18 protein-coding genes and 1 pseudogene are annotated in these 19,669 nt (G+C 72.8%); 10 read left to right on the forward strand and 9 right to left on the reverse strand.

The genetic code is table 11. The features are described 5' to 3' along the window. The first annotated feature begins 300 nt into the window (after positions 1–300). A complete protein-coding gene (locus tag ACFWBT_RS13660; protein WP_385699267.1) occupies positions 301–1,926 on the forward strand; it encodes a cytochrome bc complex cytochrome b subunit in 1,626 nt (541 codons plus the stop codon). Here the strand turns inward: ACFWBT_RS13660 and ACFWBT_RS13665 are convergent. Both ACFWBT_RS13665 and ACFWBT_RS13670 read right to left on the reverse strand, forming a co-directional pair. After that, positions 1,901–2,899 (reverse strand): acyl-CoA dehydrogenase family protein, encoded by a 999-nt coding sequence (locus ACFWBT_RS13665; protein WP_385699271.1) that lies wholly within the window; start codon positions 2,897–2,899, stop codon positions 1,901–1,903. The two genes, ACFWBT_RS13660 and ACFWBT_RS13665, sit on opposite strands and share 26 nt — an antisense overlap. Then, positions 2,899–4,044, reverse strand: a complete 1,146-nt coding sequence (locus ACFWBT_RS13670; protein WP_385699274.1) for an acyl-CoA dehydrogenase family protein — start codon at positions 4,042–4,044, stop codon at positions 2,899–2,901. The genes ACFWBT_RS13665 and ACFWBT_RS13670 overlap by 1 nt, the downstream gene beginning before the upstream one ends. A 113-nt stretch (positions 4,045–4,157) precedes the next feature. Here ACFWBT_RS13670 and ACFWBT_RS13675 point away from each other — a divergent pair, with 113 nt between their 5' ends. Genes ACFWBT_RS13675 through ACFWBT_RS13685 form a run of 3 tightly spaced genes read left to right on the forward strand, consistent with a single transcriptional unit; the run spans position 4,158 to position 6,771 of the window. After that, positions 4,158–4,949, forward strand: coding sequence for an SDR family oxidoreductase (locus tag ACFWBT_RS13675; RefSeq protein ID WP_385699277.1), 792 nt, complete (start codon positions 4,158–4,160; stop codon positions 4,947–4,949). Between the two features lie 15 nt (positions 4,950–4,964). Beyond that, positions 4,965–5,582, forward strand: coding sequence for a TetR/AcrR family transcriptional regulator (locus ACFWBT_RS13680; protein ID WP_385699280.1), 618 nt, complete (start codon positions 4,965–4,967; stop codon positions 5,580–5,582). Between the two features lie 31 nt (positions 5,583–5,613). After that, positions 5,614–6,771 (forward strand): acetyl-CoA C-acetyltransferase, encoded by a 1,158-nt coding sequence (locus ACFWBT_RS13685; RefSeq protein ID WP_385699282.1) that lies wholly within the window; start codon positions 5,614–5,616, stop codon positions 6,769–6,771. A gap of 130 nt (positions 6,772–6,901) precedes the next feature. On the opposite strand, the gene ACFWBT_RS13690 is transcribed toward ACFWBT_RS13685, so the two are convergent. From ACFWBT_RS13690 to ACFWBT_RS13705, 4 genes and pseudogenes are all read right to left on the reverse strand, one after another. Then, entirely contained in the window at positions 6,902–7,954 is a 1,053-nt protein-coding gene (locus ACFWBT_RS13690; RefSeq protein ID WP_385699285.1) for an NAD(P)H-dependent flavin oxidoreductase, read from the reverse strand. Positions 7,955–8,235: 281 nt separating this feature from the next. After that, positions 8,236–8,958, reverse strand: a pseudogene (locus tag ACFWBT_RS13695) (CoA-transferase subunit beta); the annotation flags it as partial. Continuing rightward, positions 8,955–9,821, reverse strand: a complete 867-nt coding sequence (locus tag ACFWBT_RS13700) for a CoA transferase subunit A (RefSeq protein WP_266757638.1) — start codon at positions 9,819–9,821, stop codon at positions 8,955–8,957. The pseudogene ACFWBT_RS13695 and the gene ACFWBT_RS13700, both read right to left, overlap by 4 nt. Then, positions 9,818–10,570, reverse strand: coding sequence for an enoyl-CoA hydratase family protein (locus ACFWBT_RS13705; protein WP_385699288.1), 753 nt, complete (start codon positions 10,568–10,570; stop codon positions 9,818–9,820). The genes ACFWBT_RS13700 and ACFWBT_RS13705 overlap by 4 nt, the downstream gene beginning before the upstream one ends. A gap of 100 nt (positions 10,571–10,670) precedes the next feature. Here ACFWBT_RS13705 and ACFWBT_RS13710 point away from each other — a divergent pair, with 100 nt between their 5' ends. Together ACFWBT_RS13710 and ACFWBT_RS13715 are read left to right on the forward strand one after the other, a co-directional pair. Then, positions 10,671–11,447 (forward strand): SDR family oxidoreductase, encoded by a 777-nt coding sequence (locus ACFWBT_RS13710; protein ID WP_385699290.1) that lies wholly within the window; start codon positions 10,671–10,673, stop codon positions 11,445–11,447. Further along, a complete protein-coding gene (locus ACFWBT_RS13715) occupies positions 11,444–12,358 on the forward strand; it encodes an SDR family oxidoreductase (protein WP_385699293.1) in 915 nt (304 codons plus the stop codon). Before ACFWBT_RS13710 ends, ACFWBT_RS13715 begins: the two co-directional genes overlap by 4 nt. A 300-nt stretch (positions 12,359–12,658) precedes the next feature. On the opposite strand, the gene ACFWBT_RS13720 is transcribed toward ACFWBT_RS13715, so the two are convergent. Beyond that, positions 12,659–13,405 (reverse strand): ankyrin repeat domain-containing protein, encoded by a 747-nt coding sequence (locus ACFWBT_RS13720; protein ID WP_385699295.1) that lies wholly within the window; start codon positions 13,403–13,405, stop codon positions 12,659–12,661. 116 nt (positions 13,406–13,521) lie between these two features. Next, entirely contained in the window at positions 13,522–14,415 is an 894-nt protein-coding gene (locus tag ACFWBT_RS13725; protein WP_385699298.1) for a hypothetical protein, read from the reverse strand. A gap of 220 nt (positions 14,416–14,635) precedes the next feature. Here ACFWBT_RS13725 and ACFWBT_RS13730 point away from each other — a divergent pair, with 220 nt between their 5' ends. Both ACFWBT_RS13730 and ACFWBT_RS13735 read left to right on the forward strand, forming a co-directional pair. Beyond that, complete coding sequence (locus ACFWBT_RS13730; RefSeq protein ID WP_385699301.1) at positions 14,636–15,418, forward strand: S1 family peptidase; 783 nt, start codon at positions 14,636–14,638, stop codon at positions 15,416–15,418. Between the two features lie 263 nt (positions 15,419–15,681). After that, positions 15,682–16,137 carry a GNAT family N-acetyltransferase gene (locus tag ACFWBT_RS13735; RefSeq protein WP_385699303.1) on the forward strand — a complete coding sequence of 152 codons (456 nt, stop codon included), beginning with the start codon at positions 15,682–15,684 and terminating at the stop codon, positions 16,135–16,137. Positions 16,138–16,246: 109 nt separating this feature from the next. Here the strand turns inward: ACFWBT_RS13735 and ACFWBT_RS13740 are convergent, their stop codons facing one another. Next, positions 16,247–18,088: a beta-galactosidase family protein gene (locus tag ACFWBT_RS13740; protein WP_385699306.1), complete on the reverse strand. Its 1,842-nt coding sequence runs from the start codon at positions 18,086–18,088 to the stop codon at positions 16,247–16,249. 96 nt (positions 18,089–18,184) lie between these two features. Here ACFWBT_RS13740 and ACFWBT_RS13745 point away from each other — a divergent pair, with 96 nt between their 5' ends. Then, positions 18,185–19,069 (forward strand): helix-turn-helix domain-containing protein, encoded by an 885-nt coding sequence (locus tag ACFWBT_RS13745; RefSeq protein ID WP_385699309.1) that lies wholly within the window; start codon positions 18,185–18,187, stop codon positions 19,067–19,069. Positions 19,070–19,080: 11 nt separating this feature from the next. Continuing rightward, positions 19,081–19,434 carry a chorismate mutase gene (locus ACFWBT_RS13750; protein WP_385699312.1) on the forward strand — a complete coding sequence of 118 codons (354 nt, stop codon included), beginning with the start codon at positions 19,081–19,083 and terminating at the stop codon, positions 19,432–19,434. Positions 19,435–19,669: the final 235 nt, after the last annotated feature.

Below are 19,669 nucleotides of genomic sequence, written 5' to 3' on the forward strand. Positions count from 1 at the left end.
CCATTGGCGGGTTTGGTTTCGCCCCCACCGCCCCTACCCGTCCCGTACCCGGGGGCGCTGCCCCCGGACCCCCCGCTCCTCAAACGCCGGAGGGGCTGAACTGTTCGTGTCCGGCGCTCGAAAGTCCTAGCCCGTCCGGCGATTGAGGACACGGCCGTCAGGCCGAAGCGGGGGTCTGGGGGCGCAGCCCCCGGGTACGGGACGGGTAGGGGCGGAGGGGGCGAGACAACTCCCCTTCTCCGTCGCACCGTTGGCTTCCAGCGAGGGGCGTGCCACCCTGGGGGCCGAGGGGGCGGGCGTATGAGTTTGAGTGAGCGGCGGCGGGCCGAGACGGCCAAGGGTGAGCGGCTCGCCGACTGGGCCGACGGCCGGCTGGGCCTCTACACGCTGGCCAAGGCCAATATGCGCAAGGTCTTCCCGGACCACTGGTCGTTCATGCTGGGCGAGGTCTGCCTCTACAGCTTCCTCGTCCTGATCATCACCGGTGTCTACCTCACCCTGTTCTTCGAGCCCAGCGGCGTCGAGGTCGTCTACCACGGCTCGTACGGGCCGCTGAACGGCATCGTCATGACGCGGGCGTACGAGTCCACCCTCGACATCAGCTTCGACGTGCGCGGCGGACTGCTGATCCGGCAGATCCACCACTGGGCGGCGCTCGTCTTCCTCGCCGGGATGCTCGTGCACATGATGCGGGTGTTCTTCACCGGCGCGTTCCGCAAGCCGCGCGAGGTCAACTGGCTTTTCGGCTGGACCCTGTTGATGCTCGGCCTCATCACCGGCCTGACCGGCTACTCGCTCCCCGACGACCTGCTCTCCGGAACCGGCGTCCGCTTCGCGCAGGGCGCCATCCTGTCGATCCCGGTCGTGGGGACGTACATCTCGTTCTTCCTCTTCGGCGGCGAGTTCCCGGGGCACGACATCATCCCGCGGTTCTTCCCCATCCACGTCCTGCTGCTGCCGGGCATCATGCTGGGCCTGGTGGCCGCCCATCTGATCCTGGTCTTCTACCACAAGCACACGCAGTACCCGGGGCCCGGACGGGACCAGAAGTCGGTCGTCGGCATGCCGTTCATGCCGGTCTACATGGCCAAGGCAGGCGGCTTCTTCTTCCTGGTCTTCGGTGTCCTGTCGATCATGGGCGCGATCGCGACCATCAACCCCGTGTGGGCCTTCGGGCCCTACCGCCCCGACCTGGTGACCACCGGCGCCCAGCCCGACTGGTACCTCGGCTTCTCCGAGGGACTGATCCGGGTGATGCCGGGATGGGAGATCAACGCCTTCGGCCACACACTCCAGTTGGGCGTCTTCATCCCCTTCTCGCTCTTCCCGCTCATCATGGCCGCCATCGCCGTCTACCCGTTCATCGAGGCCTGGGTCACCGGCGACCGGCGCGAGCACCACATCCTGGACCGGCCGCGCAACGTGCCCACGCGCACCGCGCTCGGCGTCGCCTGGCTCACGCTGTACGCCGTTCTGCTGGTCGGCGGCGGCAACGACCTGTGGGCCACCCACTTCCATCTGTCGATCAACGCGATCACCTGGTTCGTCCGCGTCGCCGTCTTCGCCGGACCCGCGCTCGCCTACGTCGTCACGAAGAGGATCTGTCTCGGGCTGCAACGCGGCGACCGCGACAAGGTGTTGCACGGACGCGAGTCCGGCACCATCAGGCGTCTGCCGCACGGCGAGTACGTCGAGGTCCACGAACCGCTCACCCCGGCCCAGCGGTTCACCCTCACCCAGCACGAACAGGCGCCGCCGTACGAGGTGGGTCCGCTGGTCGACGCGAACGGCGTGGTCCGCCGGGTCGGCCCGGCCCAAAGGCTGCGCGCCCGGCTGGCGCGCGCCCTGTACGGGCCCGGCACCCGGATCCCGAAGCCGACGGCAGAGGAATACCGGGAGATCACGAGCGAGGACCACCACCACTGAGACCGGCCAGTGCCTCGGCCCTGCACTCGGCCGGGGTGCCCCAGGCCGTCCGCAGGGCGCGGGCCCTGGTGAACCAGAGGGACAGGTCGTACTCGGCCGTGTATCCGATCGCCCCGTGCAGCTGCAACGCCGTCCGGGCCGTGGTGTACGCGGCCTCGCAGGCTGTGACCTTCGCGGCGGCCACCTCGGCCGGGGCCATCGACAGGGCGGCCCCGAACAGCAGCGGGCGCGCGAACTCCAGGGCGATCGTCGCGTCCGCGAGCCGGTGCTTGACCGCCTGGAACGAGCCGACGGGAACCCCGAACTGGGTGCGCTGCCCGACGTAGGCGACGGTCCGGTCGAGGAGCGCGAGACCGACGCCGAGGGCTTGGGCGGCGGTGGCGAGCCGGGCCCAGGTCAGGGCCCGGCGGGCGGCGCGGGCGACGTGCGGGCCGGTGGCGAGGAGATCCCCGCCGGCCTCGGGCAGGGCGAGCCGCCGGGAGGGGTCCACGGACGCGCGCACCGGACCGTGGCCGGGCGCGCGGCGCAGGGTCTCGCCCTCCACGACGAGCAGCGCCGCCGCCGCGTCCGCGTCGAGCGCGTACGCGCCGGCCGGGGCGAACGTCGCGACGCTCTTGCCCGAGGCCAGGCCCGGCAGCAGCCGCTCGGCCGGGCCCGGCTCGCCGAGCTCGCCCAACTCGCTCAGCAGGACGGCCGCGGCGACCGTCTCCACCACCGGGCCCGGCACCGCGTGACGACCCAACTCCACGAGGGCGACGGCCAGTTCGACGGGCAGGAGTCCCACACCCTCGTACGCCTCCGGGACGGCCAGCGCGAAGACGCCCGCCTCGGCGAGCCGCGACCACAGGGCCCGGCCTGGCGCGTGGTCGCCGGTGGCCCACGCCCGCACGGCCGACGGTGTGTCCGCCGACGCCAGCATCGCGTCCAGGGAGGTGGCGAAGGCGCGCTGCTCGGCGTCGAGGAGGAAACGCATCAGCGGCGGCCCTTCGGGAGGCCGAGCAGCCGCTCGGCGATGATGTCGCGCTGGATCTCGTTGGTGCCCGCGTAGATCGGGCCCGCGAGCGAGAAGACATGCCCCTCGGACCATTCGGTGTCCGCCAACTCGCCCTCGGGACCGAGCAGATCGAGCGCCGTCTCGTGCAGCGCGATGTCGAGCTCCGACCAGAACACCTTGTTCAGGCTGGACTCGGGCCCGAGGCTCTCGCCTTCGAGGAACCGGGAGGCGTTGGCGTAGGTGAACAGCTGGTAGGCGCGGGCGCCGATCACCGCGTCGGCCACCCGGTCGCGCAGGGCCGAGTCGGACGGGTCGCCGTGGGTGTGCCACAACGCGGCCAGCCGGTCGGCGGCGGCCAGGAAACGACCCGGGGAGCGCAGCGTCAGCCCCCGTTCGTTGCCCGCCGTCGACATGGCCACCCGCCAGCCCTGCCCCGGCTCGCCGATCACGTCCTCGTCCGGCACGAACACGTCGTCCAGGAACAGTTCGGCGAAGGCCGGTCTGCCGTCCAGCCGGCCGATGGGGCGGACCGTCACGCCCGGCGCGCGCAGGTCGAACATCAGATACGTCAGGCCCTGATGGGGTTTCGGCAGGCCCGGCCCGCTGCGGAACAGGCCGAAGGCACGGTCGGCGAACGCGGCCCGCGACGACCAGGTCTTCTGTCCGCTCAAGCGCCAGCCGCCGTCCGCGCGCACGGCCCGCGAGGTCAGCGAGGCCAGGTCCGAACCCGCCTCCGGCTCGGACCACGCCTGCGCCCAGACCACCTCGCCCGTGGCCATCGGCGGCAGCACACGCTCCCGTTGCTCCGGGGTGCCGTGGTCGAAGAGGGTCGGCGCGAGCAGGCTGACGCCGTTCTGCCCGACCCGGCCGGGCGCGCCCGCCGCGTGGTACTCCTCCTCGAAGTCCAGCCAGCGCACGAGGTCCGCGTCCCGGCCGCCGTACGCCGACGGCCACGACACCACCGACCAGCGGTCCGCCGCCAGTTCGGCCTCCCACACGCGGTGCGCGGCGAAGCCCTCCGCGGTCTCCAGGGAGGGCAGCGGCACCGCCGGGACATGGGCGTCCAGCCAGGCGCGGGCCTCGGCGCGGAACGCCTCGTCGGCGGGGGAACGGGTGAGATCCATCGACGGCACCTTTCGGCGGCGGGCTCCGGACGGCGGTGGGTGTTGGACGGCGGTGGGCTCCGGGAGTGACGGCAACCTTCCCTAACAAGTGTTTGGTAGGTTAGCTTGGGGTCATGAGCGACGTCGAGAGTCCGGCGTACATACCCGGGCACGGGCTGCTGAAGGGCCGCACCGCCGTCATCACCGCCGCCGCCGGCGCCGGCATCGGCGGGGCCACGGCCCGCCGGTTCCTGGAGGAGGGCGCGCGCGTGCTGATCAGCGACGCGCACGCACGCCGGCTCAAGGAGACCGCCGGGACCCTCGCCGGGGAGTTCGGCGCCGAGGCGGTCGCCGCCCTGCCCTGCGACGTCACCGAGGAGGACCAGGTCCAGGCCCTCTTCGACACCGCCGCGGAGCTCCACGGCCGACTCGACATCGTCGTCAACAACGCCGGCCTCGGCGGCACCTCACCCCTCGTCGACATGACCGACGAGCAGTGGTCGAAGGTCATCGACGTCACACTGACCGGCACCTTCCGGTGCACCCGGGCCGCGCTGCGACGCCTCAAGGAGCGCGGCGACGGCGGAGTCGTCGTCAACAACGCCTCCGTGGTCGGCTGGCGGGCCCAGTCCGGACAGGCCCACTACGCCGCCGCGAAGGCCGGGGTCATGGCCCTCACCCGGTGCGCCGCGATCGAGGCCGCCGCCTACGGGGTGCGGGTCAACGCCGTCTCGCCCAGCCTCGCCATGCACCCGCACCTGGTGAAGGTGACCACCCCCGAACTGCTGGAGGAACTGACCGCCCGCGAGGCCTTCGGCCGGTACGCCGAGCCCTGGGAGGTCGCCAACGTGATCGTGTTCCTCGCCTCCGGCTACTCCTCGTACCTCACCGGCGAGGTCGTGTCCGTGAGCAGCCAGCACGCATAGGACGACAATGACCGTGTGCCTACCAAGAAGAAGCCCCAGGTGACCGCCACCCCGGAGCGCCGCCGCGAACTGCTCGGCACCGCCGCCGAGGTGTTCGCCGAACAGGGCTACAACGCCACCACCGTACGCAAGATCGCGGACGAGGCCGGGATGCTCGCGGGCAGTCTCTACTACCACTTCGACTCCAAGGAATCGATGCTGGAGGAGATCCTGCGGACCTTCCTCGACGAGCTCTGGGACGGCTACGACACCGTCCTGGACGCCGAACTCGGCCCCCGGGAAACCCTGGAGGCCCTGGTCACCGAATCCTTCCGGGAGATCGACCGGCACCGCGCGGCCGTCGCGATCTACCAGAAGGAAGCCCGGCACCTCGCCGCACAGCAGCGCTTCGCCTTCCTCGCCGACTCGCAGCGCAACTTCGAGAAGGCGTGGCTGAGCACACTGGAACGCGGTGTCGACGCCGAGGTCTTCCGGGCCGACCTCGACATCCGCCTCACCTACCGGTTCGTGCGCGACACCGTGTGGGTCGCCGCCTCCTGGTACCGGCCCGGCGGTCAGCACAGCCCGGAGGAGATCGCCCGGCAGTACCTGTCGATGGTGCTCGACGGCATCTCCGTCCGCGAGGAGCCGTAAGCGCACCACTCACGTCCGCGAGGGAGTCGTCATGGCCGAGGCCTACATCGTCGAAGCGGTCCGCACGCCCGTCGGGCGGCGCAGGGGAGGACTGAGCGGAGTCCACCCGGCCGACCTCGGCGCGCACGTCCTCACGGCGCTGGTCGAGCGGTCCGGCGTGGACCCGGCGGCCGTCGAGGACGTCGTCTTCGGCTGTCTGGACACCGTCGGGCCGCAGGCCGGGGACATCGCCCGCACCAGCTGGCTCGCGGCCGGACTGCCCGAGGAGGTGCCGGGGGTGACCGTCGACCGGCAGTGCGGGTCCTCCCAGCAGGCCGTGCACTTCGCCGCCCAGGGTGTCCTGTCCGGCACCCAGGACCTGGTCGTCGCCGGCGGCGTGCAGAACATGAGCCAGATCCCCATCGCCTTCGCCTCCCGCCAGGCCGCCGAACCGCTCGGCCTCACCGAGGGGCCCTTCGCGGGCAGCGAGGGCTGGCGGGCACGCTACGGCGACCGGCCCGTCAACCAGTTCCACGGCGCCGAGCTGATCGCCGCCAAGTGGGGCATCAGCCGCCGCGACCAGGAGGAGTTCGCCCTCCGCTCCCACCGGCGGGCGATCCGCGCCTTCGACGAGGGTCGCTTCGCGCGCGAGACGGTCGCCCACGGCGAGGTCAGGGCCGACGAGGGCCCGCGCCGGGACACCTCGCTGGAGAAGATGGCGGCACTGAACCCGGTCGTCGAGGGCGGCACCATCACCGCCGCCTGCTCCTCCCAGGTCTCCGACGGCGCCGCCGCGATGCTGCTCGCCTCCGAGCGGGCGGTCCGCGAACACGGTCTGACCCCCCGCGCCCGCGTGCACCACCTCTCGGTGCGCGGCGAGGACCCCGTCCGGATGCTCTCCGCACCCATCCCGGCCACGGCGTACGCCCTGAAGAAGACCGGCATGTCCATCGGCGACATCGATCTCGTCGAGATCAACGAGGCGTTCGCCCCGGTCGTCCTCGCCTGGCTCAAGGAGACCGGCGCCGACCCGGAGAAGGTCAACGTCAACGGCGGCGCGATCGCCCTCGGTCACCCCCTCGGCGCCACCGGCGTGCGGCTGATGACGACCCTGCTGCACGAACTGGAGCGCACGGGCGGCCGGTTCGGACTCCAGACGATGTGCGAGGGCGGCGGACAGGCGAACGTGACGATCATCGAACGGCTCTGAGGAGCTGACGTCCGGGCCGGACCGGACGGCGTCGAAGACGTGACCGTCCCGGCCTGTCGCTGTCCCGGCCTGTGGCCGTCCGTAGACGGGGGCCGGAGGCCGGGGTCGGCGTCCCCTGCGGTGCCGGTGTTCAGTTGTCCGGGCCGGGAAGGGCTGTGAGGGTCGCGTGGGCCTGTGCCATCACCCGGTCGATCAGCTCCGCGCACGACGGCAGATCGTCGATCACCCCGGCAACCTGGCCGGACGCCATCACCCCGAGATCCGTCCGGCCGTCCACCATCGACGACCTCAGGAGCATCGGCGTGTTGGCGGCGAGCAGGACCTGACTCCACGACAGGTCCCTGCCGTGTCTCATGGCGAGGCCGTCGCGGATCATCCGGGACCAGGAGAGGCCGGAGATCCGCCGGAACCCGGCCGCGCGGCGCACGGCCCGGACGAGGGCCCGCGTGCGGCCCGCCCGCTCCATCGCGTCGACGAGCTCACTGCGCAGCATGCGGTGCGGCAGCCCGTCGACGGCCGTCGTCAGCGTGACGTCCTTGACCGTCGCCGCCAGATACCGCGCCTTCACCGCGTCGGGGACGGTCGAGTCGGAGGTCAGCAGGAAACGCGTGCCCATCGCGATGCCCGCCGCCCCGTAGGCCAGCGCCGCCACCAGCCCCCGCCCGTCGTGGAAGCCGCCGGCCGCCACCACCGGGATGTCCACGGCGTCCACCACCTGCGGCAGCAGCACGCTCGTCGCCACCTCCCCGGTGTGGCCGCCGCCCTCGCCGCCCTGCACGATCACCGCGTCGGCGCCCCAGGCGGCCACCTTCTCGGCGTGCCGCCGGGCGCCGACGGACGGCACCACGATCACGCCCGCCTCCTTCAGCTCGGCGATCAGCTCGGGGGAGGGGGCGAGCGCGAACGACGCGACCCGCACGCCCTCGTCGACGATGATCCGCACCCGGTCCCCGGCGTCCCCGGCGTCGGCGCGCAGATTCACGCCGAACGGCCGGTCCGTACGGGACTTGACCTCCTTCACGGCGTCGCGGAGCCGGTCGAGGGTCATCGTCGCGGAGGCCAGGATGCCCAGCGCGCCCGCGTTCGCCGTCGCCGAGACCAGGCGGGGCCCCGCCACCCAGCCCATGCCGGTCTGCACGATGGGATGCGTGACCCCGACGAGCCCGGTCAGCGCGGTCTCCATCAGCGCCCGCCCCCGCCCGGACCGCCGGGGAGGCCCCGGCCCCGAGTGCGGCTGTCTCCGCCGGCCCCCTCCCGGTCCCGTGCGCCGCTGCTCCCGCCGGCCCCCTCCCGGTCCAGTGCGCCGCCGGTCCCGCCGGATGCCCTCCGGTCCTGCGCGCCGCTGGTCCCGCCGGACGGTATTCGGTCCTGTGCGCCGCCGGTCCCGCCAGGCGTCTCCCGGTCTCGTCCGGGTTTGGTCCCGCCAGGGGTCTCCCTGCCCCCCGCGCCGCTTGCCGGGTCGGGTACCTCCCGATCTCGCAGGCCCTTCGGGTCGAGCACCGCGCGGATCAACTCCAGCTCCTCCGCGGTCGGTTCGCGGGTGAACGGAACCTCGTCCGGGATCGTCAGCTCGAACCCCGTTGCCTCCCGGACCTGCTCGGGGGTGACGCCCGGGTGGACGGAGGCCAGCCGCATCGAGTGGTCGGGCGTCGCGAAGTCGAGGACGGCGAGGTCGGTCACCACCCGGGGGAGGCGATGGAAGCGGGTGGCACTCGGCCCCGCGGCGGCGGCCCGGTCGTACCCCACCCCGCACACCATGTCGACCCGCTCCACGAAGACGCGCGGAGAGTGCTTCGGGATCCAGTAACTGGTCGGGTTGTTCAGGGTGTTGACCGGTGCCCCGCGCACACCCAGCAGCTGGCGCCGGGGCCGGGACCAGTCGCCGACGCAGGAGATGTTCTGGTTGCCGAAGCGGTCGATCTGGCTCGCGCCCATCATCACGTGCCGCCGCCCGCCGGTCACCGCCGTGAGATGCCCGCGGTACGGCAGCCAGCCCTCGGTGGTGCCGTCGGGGCCGACGAGCAGCGCCTCGCCGTCGGTCAGCAGCAGATCGGGCGAGAAGGTGCGCCGGGCCAGCCGGGCGCCGATGGACGGGATCAGGCCCATGGGACTGGCGAGCACCTCGCCGTTGTCCCGCCAGGCCTCGGCACAGGCGATCACGCAGTACTCGGCTCGACCGACGCTCACTGGTCCCGCTCCTTCCGCCAGGCCTGGACGGCCCTCTGATAGGCGTGTTCGTCGCCGCCGAGGAAGCGCTCGGCGAACTCGGTGTACGGCGTGGTCGCGTACAGCTTCTGGAAGGCCTCGTCCCGCCCGTAGTCCGGGACGCACGAGGTGAAGTGCGCGCCGTTCGGCGTCTCCACCACGCCCGTGACGGCCGACCGCCGGAGCAGCAGGGTCTGCGGCGCGGCCTCCTTGGTCAGCTCCGCCGTGTCGACGATCCGCTCGCAGGAGACGTACGCCGTGTCCGCGGCCTCGCAGAACAGGTCGTCGAAGTACGGGTCCGGGCCCAGGTACTGGCCGTTGCCGAGCCGGTCCGCCCGGTTCATGTGGACCAGAGCCGCGTCCAGGCGCAGCGCGGGCATGGCGACCAGCTCCTCCCGTATCCCGGTGGCCGCGTCGGGATAGGGCGAAGTGACCGTCCTCAGCTCAGGGTTGACCCGCATCACGTCCGAGCCGAGCCCCGCGCGCACCGGGAGGAACGGCAGCCGGTTCGCCGCGGCGTGCAGCCCCCACATGAACATCGCCTCGTCGACCTCCGTCAGCTCGAACGCGCCGCGCTCACGGGCCGCGCGGTAGTGCGGTTCGAGCGGGATGGAGTCGAGGGTCGCGAAGGCGGTGACCAGGGTGCGGATCCGTCCGGCGGCGGCGAGCAGGCCGACGTCCGGGCCGCCGTACGCGACGACGGTGAGATCGGTGATCCCGGTGCGGAGCAGTGCTCTGACCAGGGCCATCGGTTTGCGGCGCGAGCCCCAGCCGCCGATGCCGAGGGTCATCCCGCTCTCCAGCCGGCCCACGACGTCCCGCACCGACATGGTCTTGTCGCTCACCGGTGGGCCTCCTTGCCGAAGGTGTCGCGGACGCGGTCGGCGATCCCGCTGAGATTGGCCTCGAAGGTGAAGCCCTGCTCGAAGCGGTAGCTGCGGCGCACGTCGACGGGATCGATGCCGTTGATGGCGGCCTTGGCCAGCCGGATGAGCTGTCCGTCCTTGGTGGCTATCTCGCGCGCCAGTTCCAGCGCGGCCGGGCGCAGTTCCCCGAGCGGTACGACCCGCCACACCGAGCCGTGGGTGTGCAGCTCGGCCGCGGTCGCCGTGCGAGAGGTGTAGTACAGGGCGCGCATCAGGTGCTGCGGGACGAGACGGGCCAGATGCGTGGCGGCGCCGAGCGCGCCCCGGTCCAGCTCGGGCAGGCCGAAGGTGGCGTCCTCGCTCGCCACGATCGCGTCCGCGTTCCCCACGAGTCCTATGCCGCCGCCCAGGCAGAAGCCGTGCACCGCCGCGACGACGGGGACCTCGCACTCGTACACCGCGGCGAAGGCCTCGGAGCAGCCTCGGTTGGCGCCGATCAGCGCGCCGTGACCGGTGGTGTCGCGCTGCATCTCCTTGATGTCGACGCCCGCGTTGAAACCGCGCCCCTCGGCGGTCAGGACGACACAGCGGGTCCCGGGGTCGCGGCCCGCCGCGCGCACGGCGTCGGCGAGGTCGAACCAGCCCCGCACCGGCAGCGCGTTCACCGGCGGGTAGTCGACCGTGACGACGGAAATCCCCTTTTCCGGGGACGAGGTGGAGACACCCATGGGCACATCAGCTACCTTTCCACCAAACGTTTGTTAGGTGTGATGCGAAACTAGCAGCGATCGCAGCCGCGCGGGAGGCCCTGTGGACAACGTGGACACCATGGATCGCCGAGGTGCGGCCGTGGACCTAGGCGGCCGGACCGTCGTCGTCACCGGCGGCACCCGGGGGGTCGGGGCCGGTATCGCGCGGGCCTTCGTACGGGCGGGCGCGCAGGTCGTGGTCTGTGCCCGCCGACCGCCCGAAGTCCCCCTGGAAAAGGTCGACTTCGTCCCCGTCGACCTGCGCGACCCGGCCGCCGTGCGAGCCTTCTTCGACGCCCTGCCCCGGCTCGACGTCCTGGTCAACAACGCGGGCGGCGCCCCCTACCGGCCCCTCGCCGAGGCGGACGCCGAGCGGCACGCCCGCGTGATCGAGCTCAACCTCACCGTCCCGCTCACCGCGTCGATCGCCGCGTACGAGCACCTCAGACGGGCCCGGGGTTCGATCGTGATGATCGGCAGCGTGAGCGGGTCGCGCCCCTCGCCCGGCTCGGCGGCCTACGGCGCGGCCAAGGCGGGACTGGAGAACCTGGCCCGCTCCATGGCCGTCGAATGGGCCCCGGAGATCCGCGTCAACACCCTGGTCGTCGGCATGGTCCGCACCGAACTGGCCCATCTGCACTACGGCGGCGAGGACGGCGTCGCCGCCGTCGCCCGTACCGTCCCGCTGGGCCGCCTCGCCCAGCCGTCCGACGTCGGCGGGGCCGCCGTCTTCCTCGCCTCGGACGCCGCCGCGTACATCAGCGGTGCCTCGATCCTCGTCCACGGAGGCGGCGAGCGGCCCGCCTTCCTGGACGCCGCCACCGCCAACAAGGACCAGCAGGGAGACGTGGGATGAGCGCACGATTGCTGTGTGAGGGGCGGGTCGTGATCGTCACGGGCGCGGGCCGCGGGCTCGGCAGGGCGCACGCGCTGGCATACGCCGCCGAGGGCGCCCTGCTCGTCGTGAACGACCTCGGCGTCGGCCTCGACGGCACCCCCGGACCGGACAGCCCGGCCCGGCAGGTGGCCGAGGAGATCCGCGCGGCGGGCGGCGAAGCGGTGACCCACGGCGGTGACATCGCCACGACCGAGGGCGCCGCGTCCCTCGTCCGCACCGCCCTGGAGACGTACGGGCGGCTCGACACGCTGGTCAACAACGCCGGGTTTCTGCGCGACCGGATGCTGGTCAACCTCGACGAGGACGACTGGGACGCGGTGACGCGGGTCCATCTGAAGGGGCACTTCCTGCCCCTCAAGCACGCGGCGGCGCACTGGCGGGCGGAGGCGAAGGCGGGCCGCGCACCCGACGCCAGGGTCGTCAACACCAGCAGCGGAGCGGGCCTGCTGGGGTCGGTCGGGCAGGGCAACTACAGTGCCGCCAAGGCCGGCATCGTCGGGCTGACGCTGGTCGCGGCGGCCGAGATGGGGCGCTACGGCGTCCAGGTCAACGCCATCGCCCCGGCCGCCCGCACCCGGATGACCGAGCGGACCTTCGCCGACACCATGACCGCCCCCGGCAGCGGCTTCGACGCCATGGCCCCCGGCAATGTCTCGCCGCTGGTCGTCTGGCTCGGATCGGCCGCGAGCGCCGGGGTCACCGGCCGCGTCTTCGAGACCGAGGGCGGCCGGATCACCGTGATGGAGGGCTGGCGGCCGGGCCCGAGCGCCGACAAGGGGTCCCGCTGGAGCCCGGCGGAGGCCGGCGAAACGGTCCGCAAGCTCCTGACGGAGGCGGAGACTCCCGGGGCGGTGTACGGAGCCGGGTAGGGACCGGGAGAGGCGGGGATTTCGGGGTGTACGGCACCCCGCCAGAGAGAAGAGCGGGAGAGGGAGGGTGAGGGGGAGGGGAGGCGGGACTTCGGGGCGGCGTTTCCGCGGGGACGGAGGCGGGACTCCGGGGCGGCGTTTTTGCGGGGACGGAGGTGGTGGGTTCGGGGCGGTACGACGGTGCCTCGGAGACGCGGGCGGGTGTTCCGGCTCGGTCGACGGCACGCGGTGCGGACTCGGTGACTCCCGTCCTGGGGTCGGTGCGCGCGACACCGTGCCGCCCCCTGGACGCCCGGAGGTTCAGCGCCCGGGACGGGCCGCGCCCGCCTCCAGCAGAGCGGCGATCTCCGCGTGGCCGGTCTGGAGGTCGTCGCCGGCGAAGGGGCGGCCCTCGGCGTCGAGGAACTGGACCTCGACGGTGATGCCCTCGGGGGACGGGTGGCGGTGGGTGACCGAGGGGTGGCCGGGGCCGTGCGTGCGGGTCAGGCCCGCCAGGAGTTCGGCTTCGAGGTCGACGCCGAGCAGCCGGCGGGCTTCCGCCAGTGCCTCGGCCCGCGCGCCCGCCCCGTGCGCGAGCAGGGCCCGAACGCAGCCGACGGAGCCCCGGTGTGCGGCCGTCACGAGCGGAGGCTCGCCCGCCGGTCCGGGCCGGTCCGGGTCCGCGCCCGCGTCGAGGAGCGCCTTCGCCACCGCGGTGTGGCCCCCACGCAAGGCCCAGGTCAGGGCGGTTAAACCGAACTCCTCCACGGTGTTCGGGCCGGCCCCGGCCGCGAGCAGGGCGTGGACCACCTCCGTGTGGCCGCCGCAGGCCGCGCCGCACAGCGGGGCGTCCGTGCCCAGGCTGAGGCGGTCGGGGTCGGCGCCGGCGGCCAGCAGCAGCCGTACCATGCCGGGCTGGTCGCTCACCGCCGCCAGGTACAGAGCGCTCTGGCCGTCCTCGTCGACCGCCTCGGCGCTCACCCCGGCGCGCAGCAGCCGTACGACCGCGTCCTCGTCCCCCTCGTACAGGGCGGGGAAGAGTCGTGCGGCGGGGTCGTTCGTGCTCATCCTTCGACCCTCGCTCACCAGGGACACGCGAGGCAAAGGCTTTTGGGGTGTTCCGCCTCACCTCCGCCCACCCCTCGGGTGTCCTTCCTCCCCTCGGGCCGCAGGAGGCTCGTCCGTCACGTGTCGCACTCCAGCACCGTCCGGCACAGCGCGCACCGTGCTCGTACCCGGCCGCGCACCGGCACCCTGATGCGCTGGTGGCAGGTCGGGCACGGGAAGGAGACGCGCAGCGGGCCGCGGTCGTCGGGCGCGAAGGCGTAGGGGACTCCGGAGTGGTCGGGGGTGCCGTGGTCCTGCGCGTGGCGGCGGTCCCTGGCGTAGCGGCGGCGGCCCGCCCAGCCCGCGGCGGTCAGCGGGGGCTGCTGCTCGTCCCGGCGGGCCCGCGCCATGCCCTTGGCGTACGCGGTGTACGCCTGCGGGCTGGTGAACCACACCGAGGGGTCCTCGCCGAAGACCAGGGCGCGCTTGGCGAGGACGTATCCGTACTCCTCGGGTGTCAGATAGCCGAGCTTCTGCGAGGACGCGGCGTCCTCGCGGTACGCGTCGAGCAGGAGCCAGCCGGCGCCGAGGTAGGCCGCGGCCGTGTCGGTGAGGATCTCGGTGTCGCGGGTACCGGGGAACGAGAGGTCGAGGCGGTGCAGATACACGTGCATCACCTCGTGGGCGAGGGCGGCGCCGATGTCCCTGCGGTGGGTGCGGAAGCGGTCGTTCAGCTCGATGAAGTACTCGGGTCCCGCGGCGAGTTCGACGTGCGCCGCGTGGGTCATCTCGCGGAAGCCGACGATCATCCGGGCGTCCGGCAGCCGGTAGTGCCGCACCATCTCGCGGGCCACCCGCTGGGCGCCCAGATGCAGGTCGTCGATGTCGGCGAAGGCCACGTCGGCGGGGGCCACGCTGGTCGCGAAGGTGTGGATGGTGTCGTACGAGAGCCGCTTGTAGAGGGCCGTGATCGACGCCCGCACCGTGTCCAGATGCGGGTAGCCGTGCTCGACGGGTCCACCGTTCGCCACGTCCGCACCCCCAGAAGACGCCGGAACTCCTCTCCACTGTAAGCGGGGTTCCTGCCGGCGGCGGGCGCCGCGGGCCCGGGCGGGGCGGTGTCTGGCCGGATTGCGTCTCTTGCCCGCTCCGGCGGCCGGTCCTCATAATCCCCACCAGCTTGGCAGGAGCATGCCATCAAGCGTTTCTGTGCGTCTGCCGTGCGGACAACCCCCCACGAAAGGAAGCGCGTTGAAGTCTCTCAAGAAGTACGGCGTCATCAGAAGACTGCTCACCGTCGGCGCGGTCGCCCTCGCCGCCGTGTCCCTCCAGCCGCTGACCGCACACGCGGCACCCGCTCCCGTCGTCGGCGGCACGCGCGCCGCGCAGGGCGAGTTCCCGTTCATGGTCCGCCTCTCCATGGGCTGCGGCGGAGCCCTCTACACCAAGAGCATCGTCCTGACCGCCGCGCACTGCGTGAACGGCTCGGGCACCAACACCTCCATCACCGCCACCACCGGCGTCGTGGACCTGCAGAGCAGCAGCGCTGTCAAGGTCAAGTCGACGAAGGTGCTCCAGGCCCCCGGCTACAACGGCAAGGGCAAGGACTGGGCCCTCATCAAACTCGCCAAGCCCGTCGAGCAGCCCACCCTGAAGATCGCCACCAGCACCGCCTTCAACAACGGCGACTTCACCGTGGCCGGCTGGGGCGCCGCCCGCGAGGGCGGCGGACAGCAGCGCTACCTGCTCAAGGCCACCGTCCCCTTCGTCGACGACGCCACCTGTAAGCAGGCGTACGGCAGCGATCTCGTCCCCGGTGACGAGATCTGCGCCGGATTCGTCGCCCAGGGCGGCGTCGACACCTGTCAGGGCGACTCCGGCGGACCCATGTTCCGCAAGGACGACACGGGCGCCTACATCCAGGTCGGGATCGTCAGCTGGGGCGAGGGCTGCGCGCGGCCCGGATACCCCGGCGTGTACAGCGAGGTCTCGACCTTCGCGGCCGACATAGCCAGGGCCGCCGCCGGGCTCTGACACCGCCGGACGTTCCACCGGTACCACCGGCACAGCACCAACAGCACCAACACCGTGCCACCGGCACCACCGGCACCACCGGCACCACCGGACCCGGTGCCACCAGCACCACCGGCACCGGTGCCAGTACGCGCGGCGCCCGCGATCCCGGTCGCGGGCGACCGCCGCGCGGTGTCGTCCCGGGAGCCGTGGACGCCCGCGGGGAACGGGCGGGCGGGAGAATGGGTCCGGCGGCCGGCCCCGGCGTTGGCATACTCGCCGCCATGACCAGCCGACACCACCAGCCCGTCCCCGCGTCGTTGCTGATCGGCGCCGAGGACGCGGCCCTGCAGCAGCGCCTAGACGACGAACTCACCGCCTTCAACGCGACGGCGACGGGTGCCGGTGAACCCGAGCCGCTCTCGGTCCGGGTGACCGACGCCGACGGAGAACTCGTCGGCGGGCTCACCGCCTGGGTATGGGGCAGCTGCTGCGCCGTCGACATGCTGTGGGTACGGGCCGACCAGCGGCACGCGGGCTGGGGCAGCAGACTGCTCCGGGCGGCCGAGGAGGAGAGCGTCCGGCGAGGCTGCGCCGAGATGATCGTCTCCTCGTTCACCTTCCAGGCCCCCGACTTCTACCGCGGGCACGGCTACCGGGAGACCGGCCGCACGGACGGCATCCCGGGCGGGCACCAGGACGTGCACTTCCACAAGACGCTCACCGGCGGACAGCCGTAGCGGCGTTCCCGGCCACCGGACGCCAGGCGGAGGTTCGCCGGACGCCAGGCGGAGGTCCGCCGGAGACCCGTCGGACCACCCGCATGCCTGCCGAACAGGCCGGCCGGTCCTACGAGTTCACCTCACGCGTCCGCGCGGCCCGCGGCGCCGGAGAGGCCGGGTCGGGCCTGCGCAGGACCGGCGGCGACAGCACCGCCGACATCTCGCCCCGCTCGCCCGGCGCACCCGAAGCGTTCGCGGCGTCCGGGACCGCCCGGCCGGCCGTCTCGAACTCCAGCACCCACACGTCGTTGACGCCCTCACGCAGGACCGGACCGGGCACGTACAGCGAACGCTGCGGCCCCACGGACCAGTAGCGGCCCAGATTGAACCCGTTGATCCACACGAACCCCCGCGTCCAGCCCGGGAGTTCGAGGAAGGCGTCCCCGGCGCCGCTCACCTCGACCGTGCCGCGGTACAGCCCGGGGGAGCCGTCCCCCGGCACCTCCCCGAACGGCACCCGCCCGACCTCCCCGTCCAGCGCGTCCAGCCGCAGCCCCCGCGCCCGCACCCCGTGCAGATACTGCCGCTCGTGCAGCACACCCCCGGTGATGCCCTTCGACTCGCCCGACCGCGGCCCGTAGTTGACCCGCCCGAGTGACTCCACCCACAGCTCCACCCGCGCGTGCCCCGCCACCGGCTCGTCCTCCGTGAGCACCCCGGCCCGCACCCCGTCCACGTACACGACCGCCAGATCCCGCAGCCCCCGCACCGACAGCGGGTACGGCTGCCTGGGTCCCGGCACGCTCACCTCGTACTTGACCAGCCCCCGGTCCACGCCCAGTTCCTCGAACGTCGGCGGCACGGCGTACTCCGCCCCGACACCCCCCACCGCCTCCAGCACGGCGTCCGCCGAGGCCCACCCGCGAAGACCGACCGTCGCGGACACGCCCAGCCGGGCCGGCGCCGGCGGCGGATCGGGCAGGGGGCCCTCCGCGTACGCGGCGAGAACCTCCCGGAAACGCCAGAACTTCTCGGTCGGGCGCCCGAGTTCGTCGATCGGGGCGTCGTAGTCGTAGGACGTGACGTCCGGCTCCAGCGGACCGTCGTGCAGCGCGCCGCCACCCCGGGTGGCACCCGCCCAGCCCGCGAAGTTGGTCCCGCCGTGCGCCATGTACAGATTGACCGACGCCCCGCACTCCAGGATCTCCCGCAACTCACGCGCCGCGTCCGCCGGATCACGGACGACATGACCGGCGCCCCAGTGGTCGAACCAGCCGCACCAGAACTCCATGCACATCAGCGGCCCCACGGGCCGATGCCGCCGCACCACCGCGAACGCCTCGCGCGCACCCGAACCGAAGTTCGCCGTCACCAGGACACCGGGCACCGAGCCGCCCGTCAGCATGTGATCCTCGGGGCCGTCCGACGTGAACAGCGGAACGCGCACACCCTCGGCGCGCAACAGCTCCGCCAGCCACCCCAGATACACCCCGTCCGAGCCGTAACTGCCGTACTCGTTCTCCACCTGCACCATCAGCACCGGACCGCCGCGGTCGACCTGCCGCGACACGATCTCCGGCAGCAGCACACGGAACCAGCGCTCCACCTGCCCCCGGTACTCCGCGTCCCGGGTCCGCGGCCGCCCCGTCAGCCAGTACGGCAGCCCGCCGTTGTCCCACTCCGCGCAGATGTACGGACCCGGCCGCACGATCGCCCACAGCCCCGCCGCGCGCGCCGCGTCCAGGAAACGGCCCAGCGCGGCCACATCCCGCACCTCGCCGGGACGCGGCTCGTGCAGATTCCACGGAACGTACGTCTCCACACAGTTCAGCCCCAGCGCCCGCAGCATCCCCAGCCGGTGCGCCCACTGCTCCTCGTGCACCCGGAAGTAGTGCAGCGCGCCGGACAGCAGCCGCACCGGGCGCCCGTCCAGCAGAAAGTCGGTGTCCCCCACCGCGAACTCGCTCATGGCCACACCATCACCCCTGGCGGCGGGCGCGTCCATGGACAAAGATCGTCGCTGATTGGACGGAACGAAGAGACCGACCGGGCGGGACGAACACGGATGTACCAGACCTGGACGCGCTACCTCACCCCCGGCCCCGTCCACCTCCGCCTCGGCCTCGGCTGCCTCGGCGTCGGCCTTCAGCACGGCGAACTGCCCGCCGTCGGCCCCCGCACCCTCGACCACCACGTCGCCGTCCTGATCAGCGAGGGCAGCGGCTGGTACCGCACCCCCGACGGACGACACCACCCGGTCACCGCGCCCGCCCTGATCTGGCTCACCCCCGGCACCCCCCACCACTACGGGCCCGACCCCGCCTGGGACGAGTGCTTCGTCGACTTCACCGGGCCCGCCACCACGACGTACACCGAACTCGGCTACATCGAACCCGGCCGGCCCGTCGTCCCCCTCTCCGACGCGGCCGGCGCCCGCACCGTCGTCGCCCGCATCGCCCGCGCCGCCCGCCGCGACAACCCCCTCCTCGACGTCGAGACCGGCGCCGCCGTCCACGAACTCCTCGTCGCCCTGCGCCGCGCCCGCGCCGACCTCGCCCCCGACGGCGACGAAGTCCTCCAGGCCCTCGCCCGCGACGCGTTCAAGCCGATGTCCGTCGCCGACCACGCGGCCCGGCACGGCATGACCCCCGCCGAACTGCGCACCGCCGTCCGCCGCGGCGCCGGACGCGGCCCCAAGGACTACCTCCTCGGCATCCGCCTCGCCCACGCCAAGGAACTCCTCGCCGCCACCCAACTTCCCGTCGCCGCCGTCGCCCGCCGCGTCGGCTACGACGACCCCGCCTACTTCTCCCGCCTCTTCACCCGCCGCGTCGGCACACCCCCCGCCCGCTTCCGCGAACAACAGCGCCGCACCGCCCCCGGCGACCGGAACGACCGCGTCCCGGACCCCGACGATCCGCCCATGATCGAACCCCCACGGGCCACGTAGGGTTGACTTTCATGACCACCAGCAAGCCCCAGGAAGTCGATCCCGCCGTCAGCACGGAACTCGCCCGGCTGCGCGACAGCATCGACAACATCGACGCCGCCGTCGTCCACATGCTCGCGGAACGCTTCAAATGCACCCAGCAGGTCGGCCACCTCAAAGCAGCCCACCAGCTGCCGCCCGCAGACCCCTCCCGCGAGGCCCACCAGATCGCCCGGCTGCGCCGCCTCGCCGAGAACGCCAAGCTCGATCCGGCCTTCGCCGAAAAGCTGCTCACGTTCATCATCGCCGAGGTCATCCGGCACCACGAGCGCATCGCCGACGACGCGGGCGGCGACACGGCCGACACGGCCGGCACGGGGGAGTGACACCGGCGGGCCGCGGCGGGCATCCCGCACAGCGCCCTCCCGCGCGGTTCCTGCCGAACACACCGCGCCCGTGGACGCCGCCGAGCACGCCACTCCCGTCCTCGCCGGGAAGCACCTCCGACGCACGCGCACATCCCCGGCCGCCGCCGGCCCCCACAGGACCCGCCCCCACAGGACCCGCGCCCACCGCGGGACCGCGACCGGATGGAACAGGGCCGCACGCCGTGACCGCAGC

Origin of the sequence: Streptomyces sp. NPDC060027 (assembly GCF_042737005.1) — a bacterium.
GTDB lineage: Bacteria > Actinomycetota > Actinomycetes > Streptomycetales > Streptomycetaceae > Streptomyces.

Bases quoted from the DNA above. Each gene is read 5' to 3' on its own strand.
- ACFWBT_RS13660 (WP_385699267.1), top strand. From the start codon at position 301: ATGAGTTTGAGTGAGCGGCGGCGGGCCGAGACGGCCAAGGGTGAGCGG.
- ACFWBT_RS13665 (WP_385699271.1), bottom strand. From the start codon at position 2,899: ATGCGTTTCCTCCTCGACGCCGAGCAGCGCGCCTTCGCCACCTCCCTG.
- ACFWBT_RS13670 (WP_385699274.1), bottom strand. From the start codon at position 4,044: ATGGATCTCACCCGTTCCCCCGCCGACGAGGCGTTCCGCGCCGAGGCC.
- ACFWBT_RS13675 (WP_385699277.1), top strand. From the start codon at position 4,158: ATGAGCGACGTCGAGAGTCCGGCGTACATACCCGGGCACGGGCTGCTG.
- ACFWBT_RS13685 (WP_385699282.1), top strand. From the start codon at position 5,614: ATGGCCGAGGCCTACATCGTCGAAGCGGTCCGCACGCCCGTCGGGCGG.
- ACFWBT_RS13690 (WP_385699285.1), bottom strand. From the start codon at position 7,954: ATGGAGACCGCGCTGACCGGGCTCGTCGGGGTCACGCATCCCATCGTG.
- ACFWBT_RS13705 (WP_385699288.1), bottom strand. From the start codon at position 10,570: ATGGGTGTCTCCACCTCGTCCCCGGAAAAGGGGATTTCCGTCGTCACG.
- ACFWBT_RS13710 (WP_385699290.1), top strand. From the start codon at position 10,671: ATGGATCGCCGAGGTGCGGCCGTGGACCTAGGCGGCCGGACCGTCGTC.
- ACFWBT_RS13715 (WP_385699293.1), top strand. From the start codon at position 11,444: ATGAGCGCACGATTGCTGTGTGAGGGGCGGGTCGTGATCGTCACGGGC.
- ACFWBT_RS13720 (WP_385699295.1), bottom strand. From the start codon at position 13,405: ATGAGCACGAACGACCCCGCCGCACGACTCTTCCCCGCCCTGTACGAG.
- ACFWBT_RS13735 (WP_385699303.1), top strand. From the start codon at position 15,682: ATGACCAGCCGACACCACCAGCCCGTCCCCGCGTCGTTGCTGATCGGC.
- ACFWBT_RS13740 (WP_385699306.1), bottom strand. From the start codon at position 18,088: ATGAGCGAGTTCGCGGTGGGGGACACCGACTTTCTGCTGGACGGGCGC.
- ACFWBT_RS13745 (WP_385699309.1), top strand. From the start codon at position 18,185: ATGTACCAGACCTGGACGCGCTACCTCACCCCCGGCCCCGTCCACCTC.
- ACFWBT_RS13750 (WP_385699312.1), top strand. From the start codon at position 19,081: ATGACCACCAGCAAGCCCCAGGAAGTCGATCCCGCCGTCAGCACGGAA.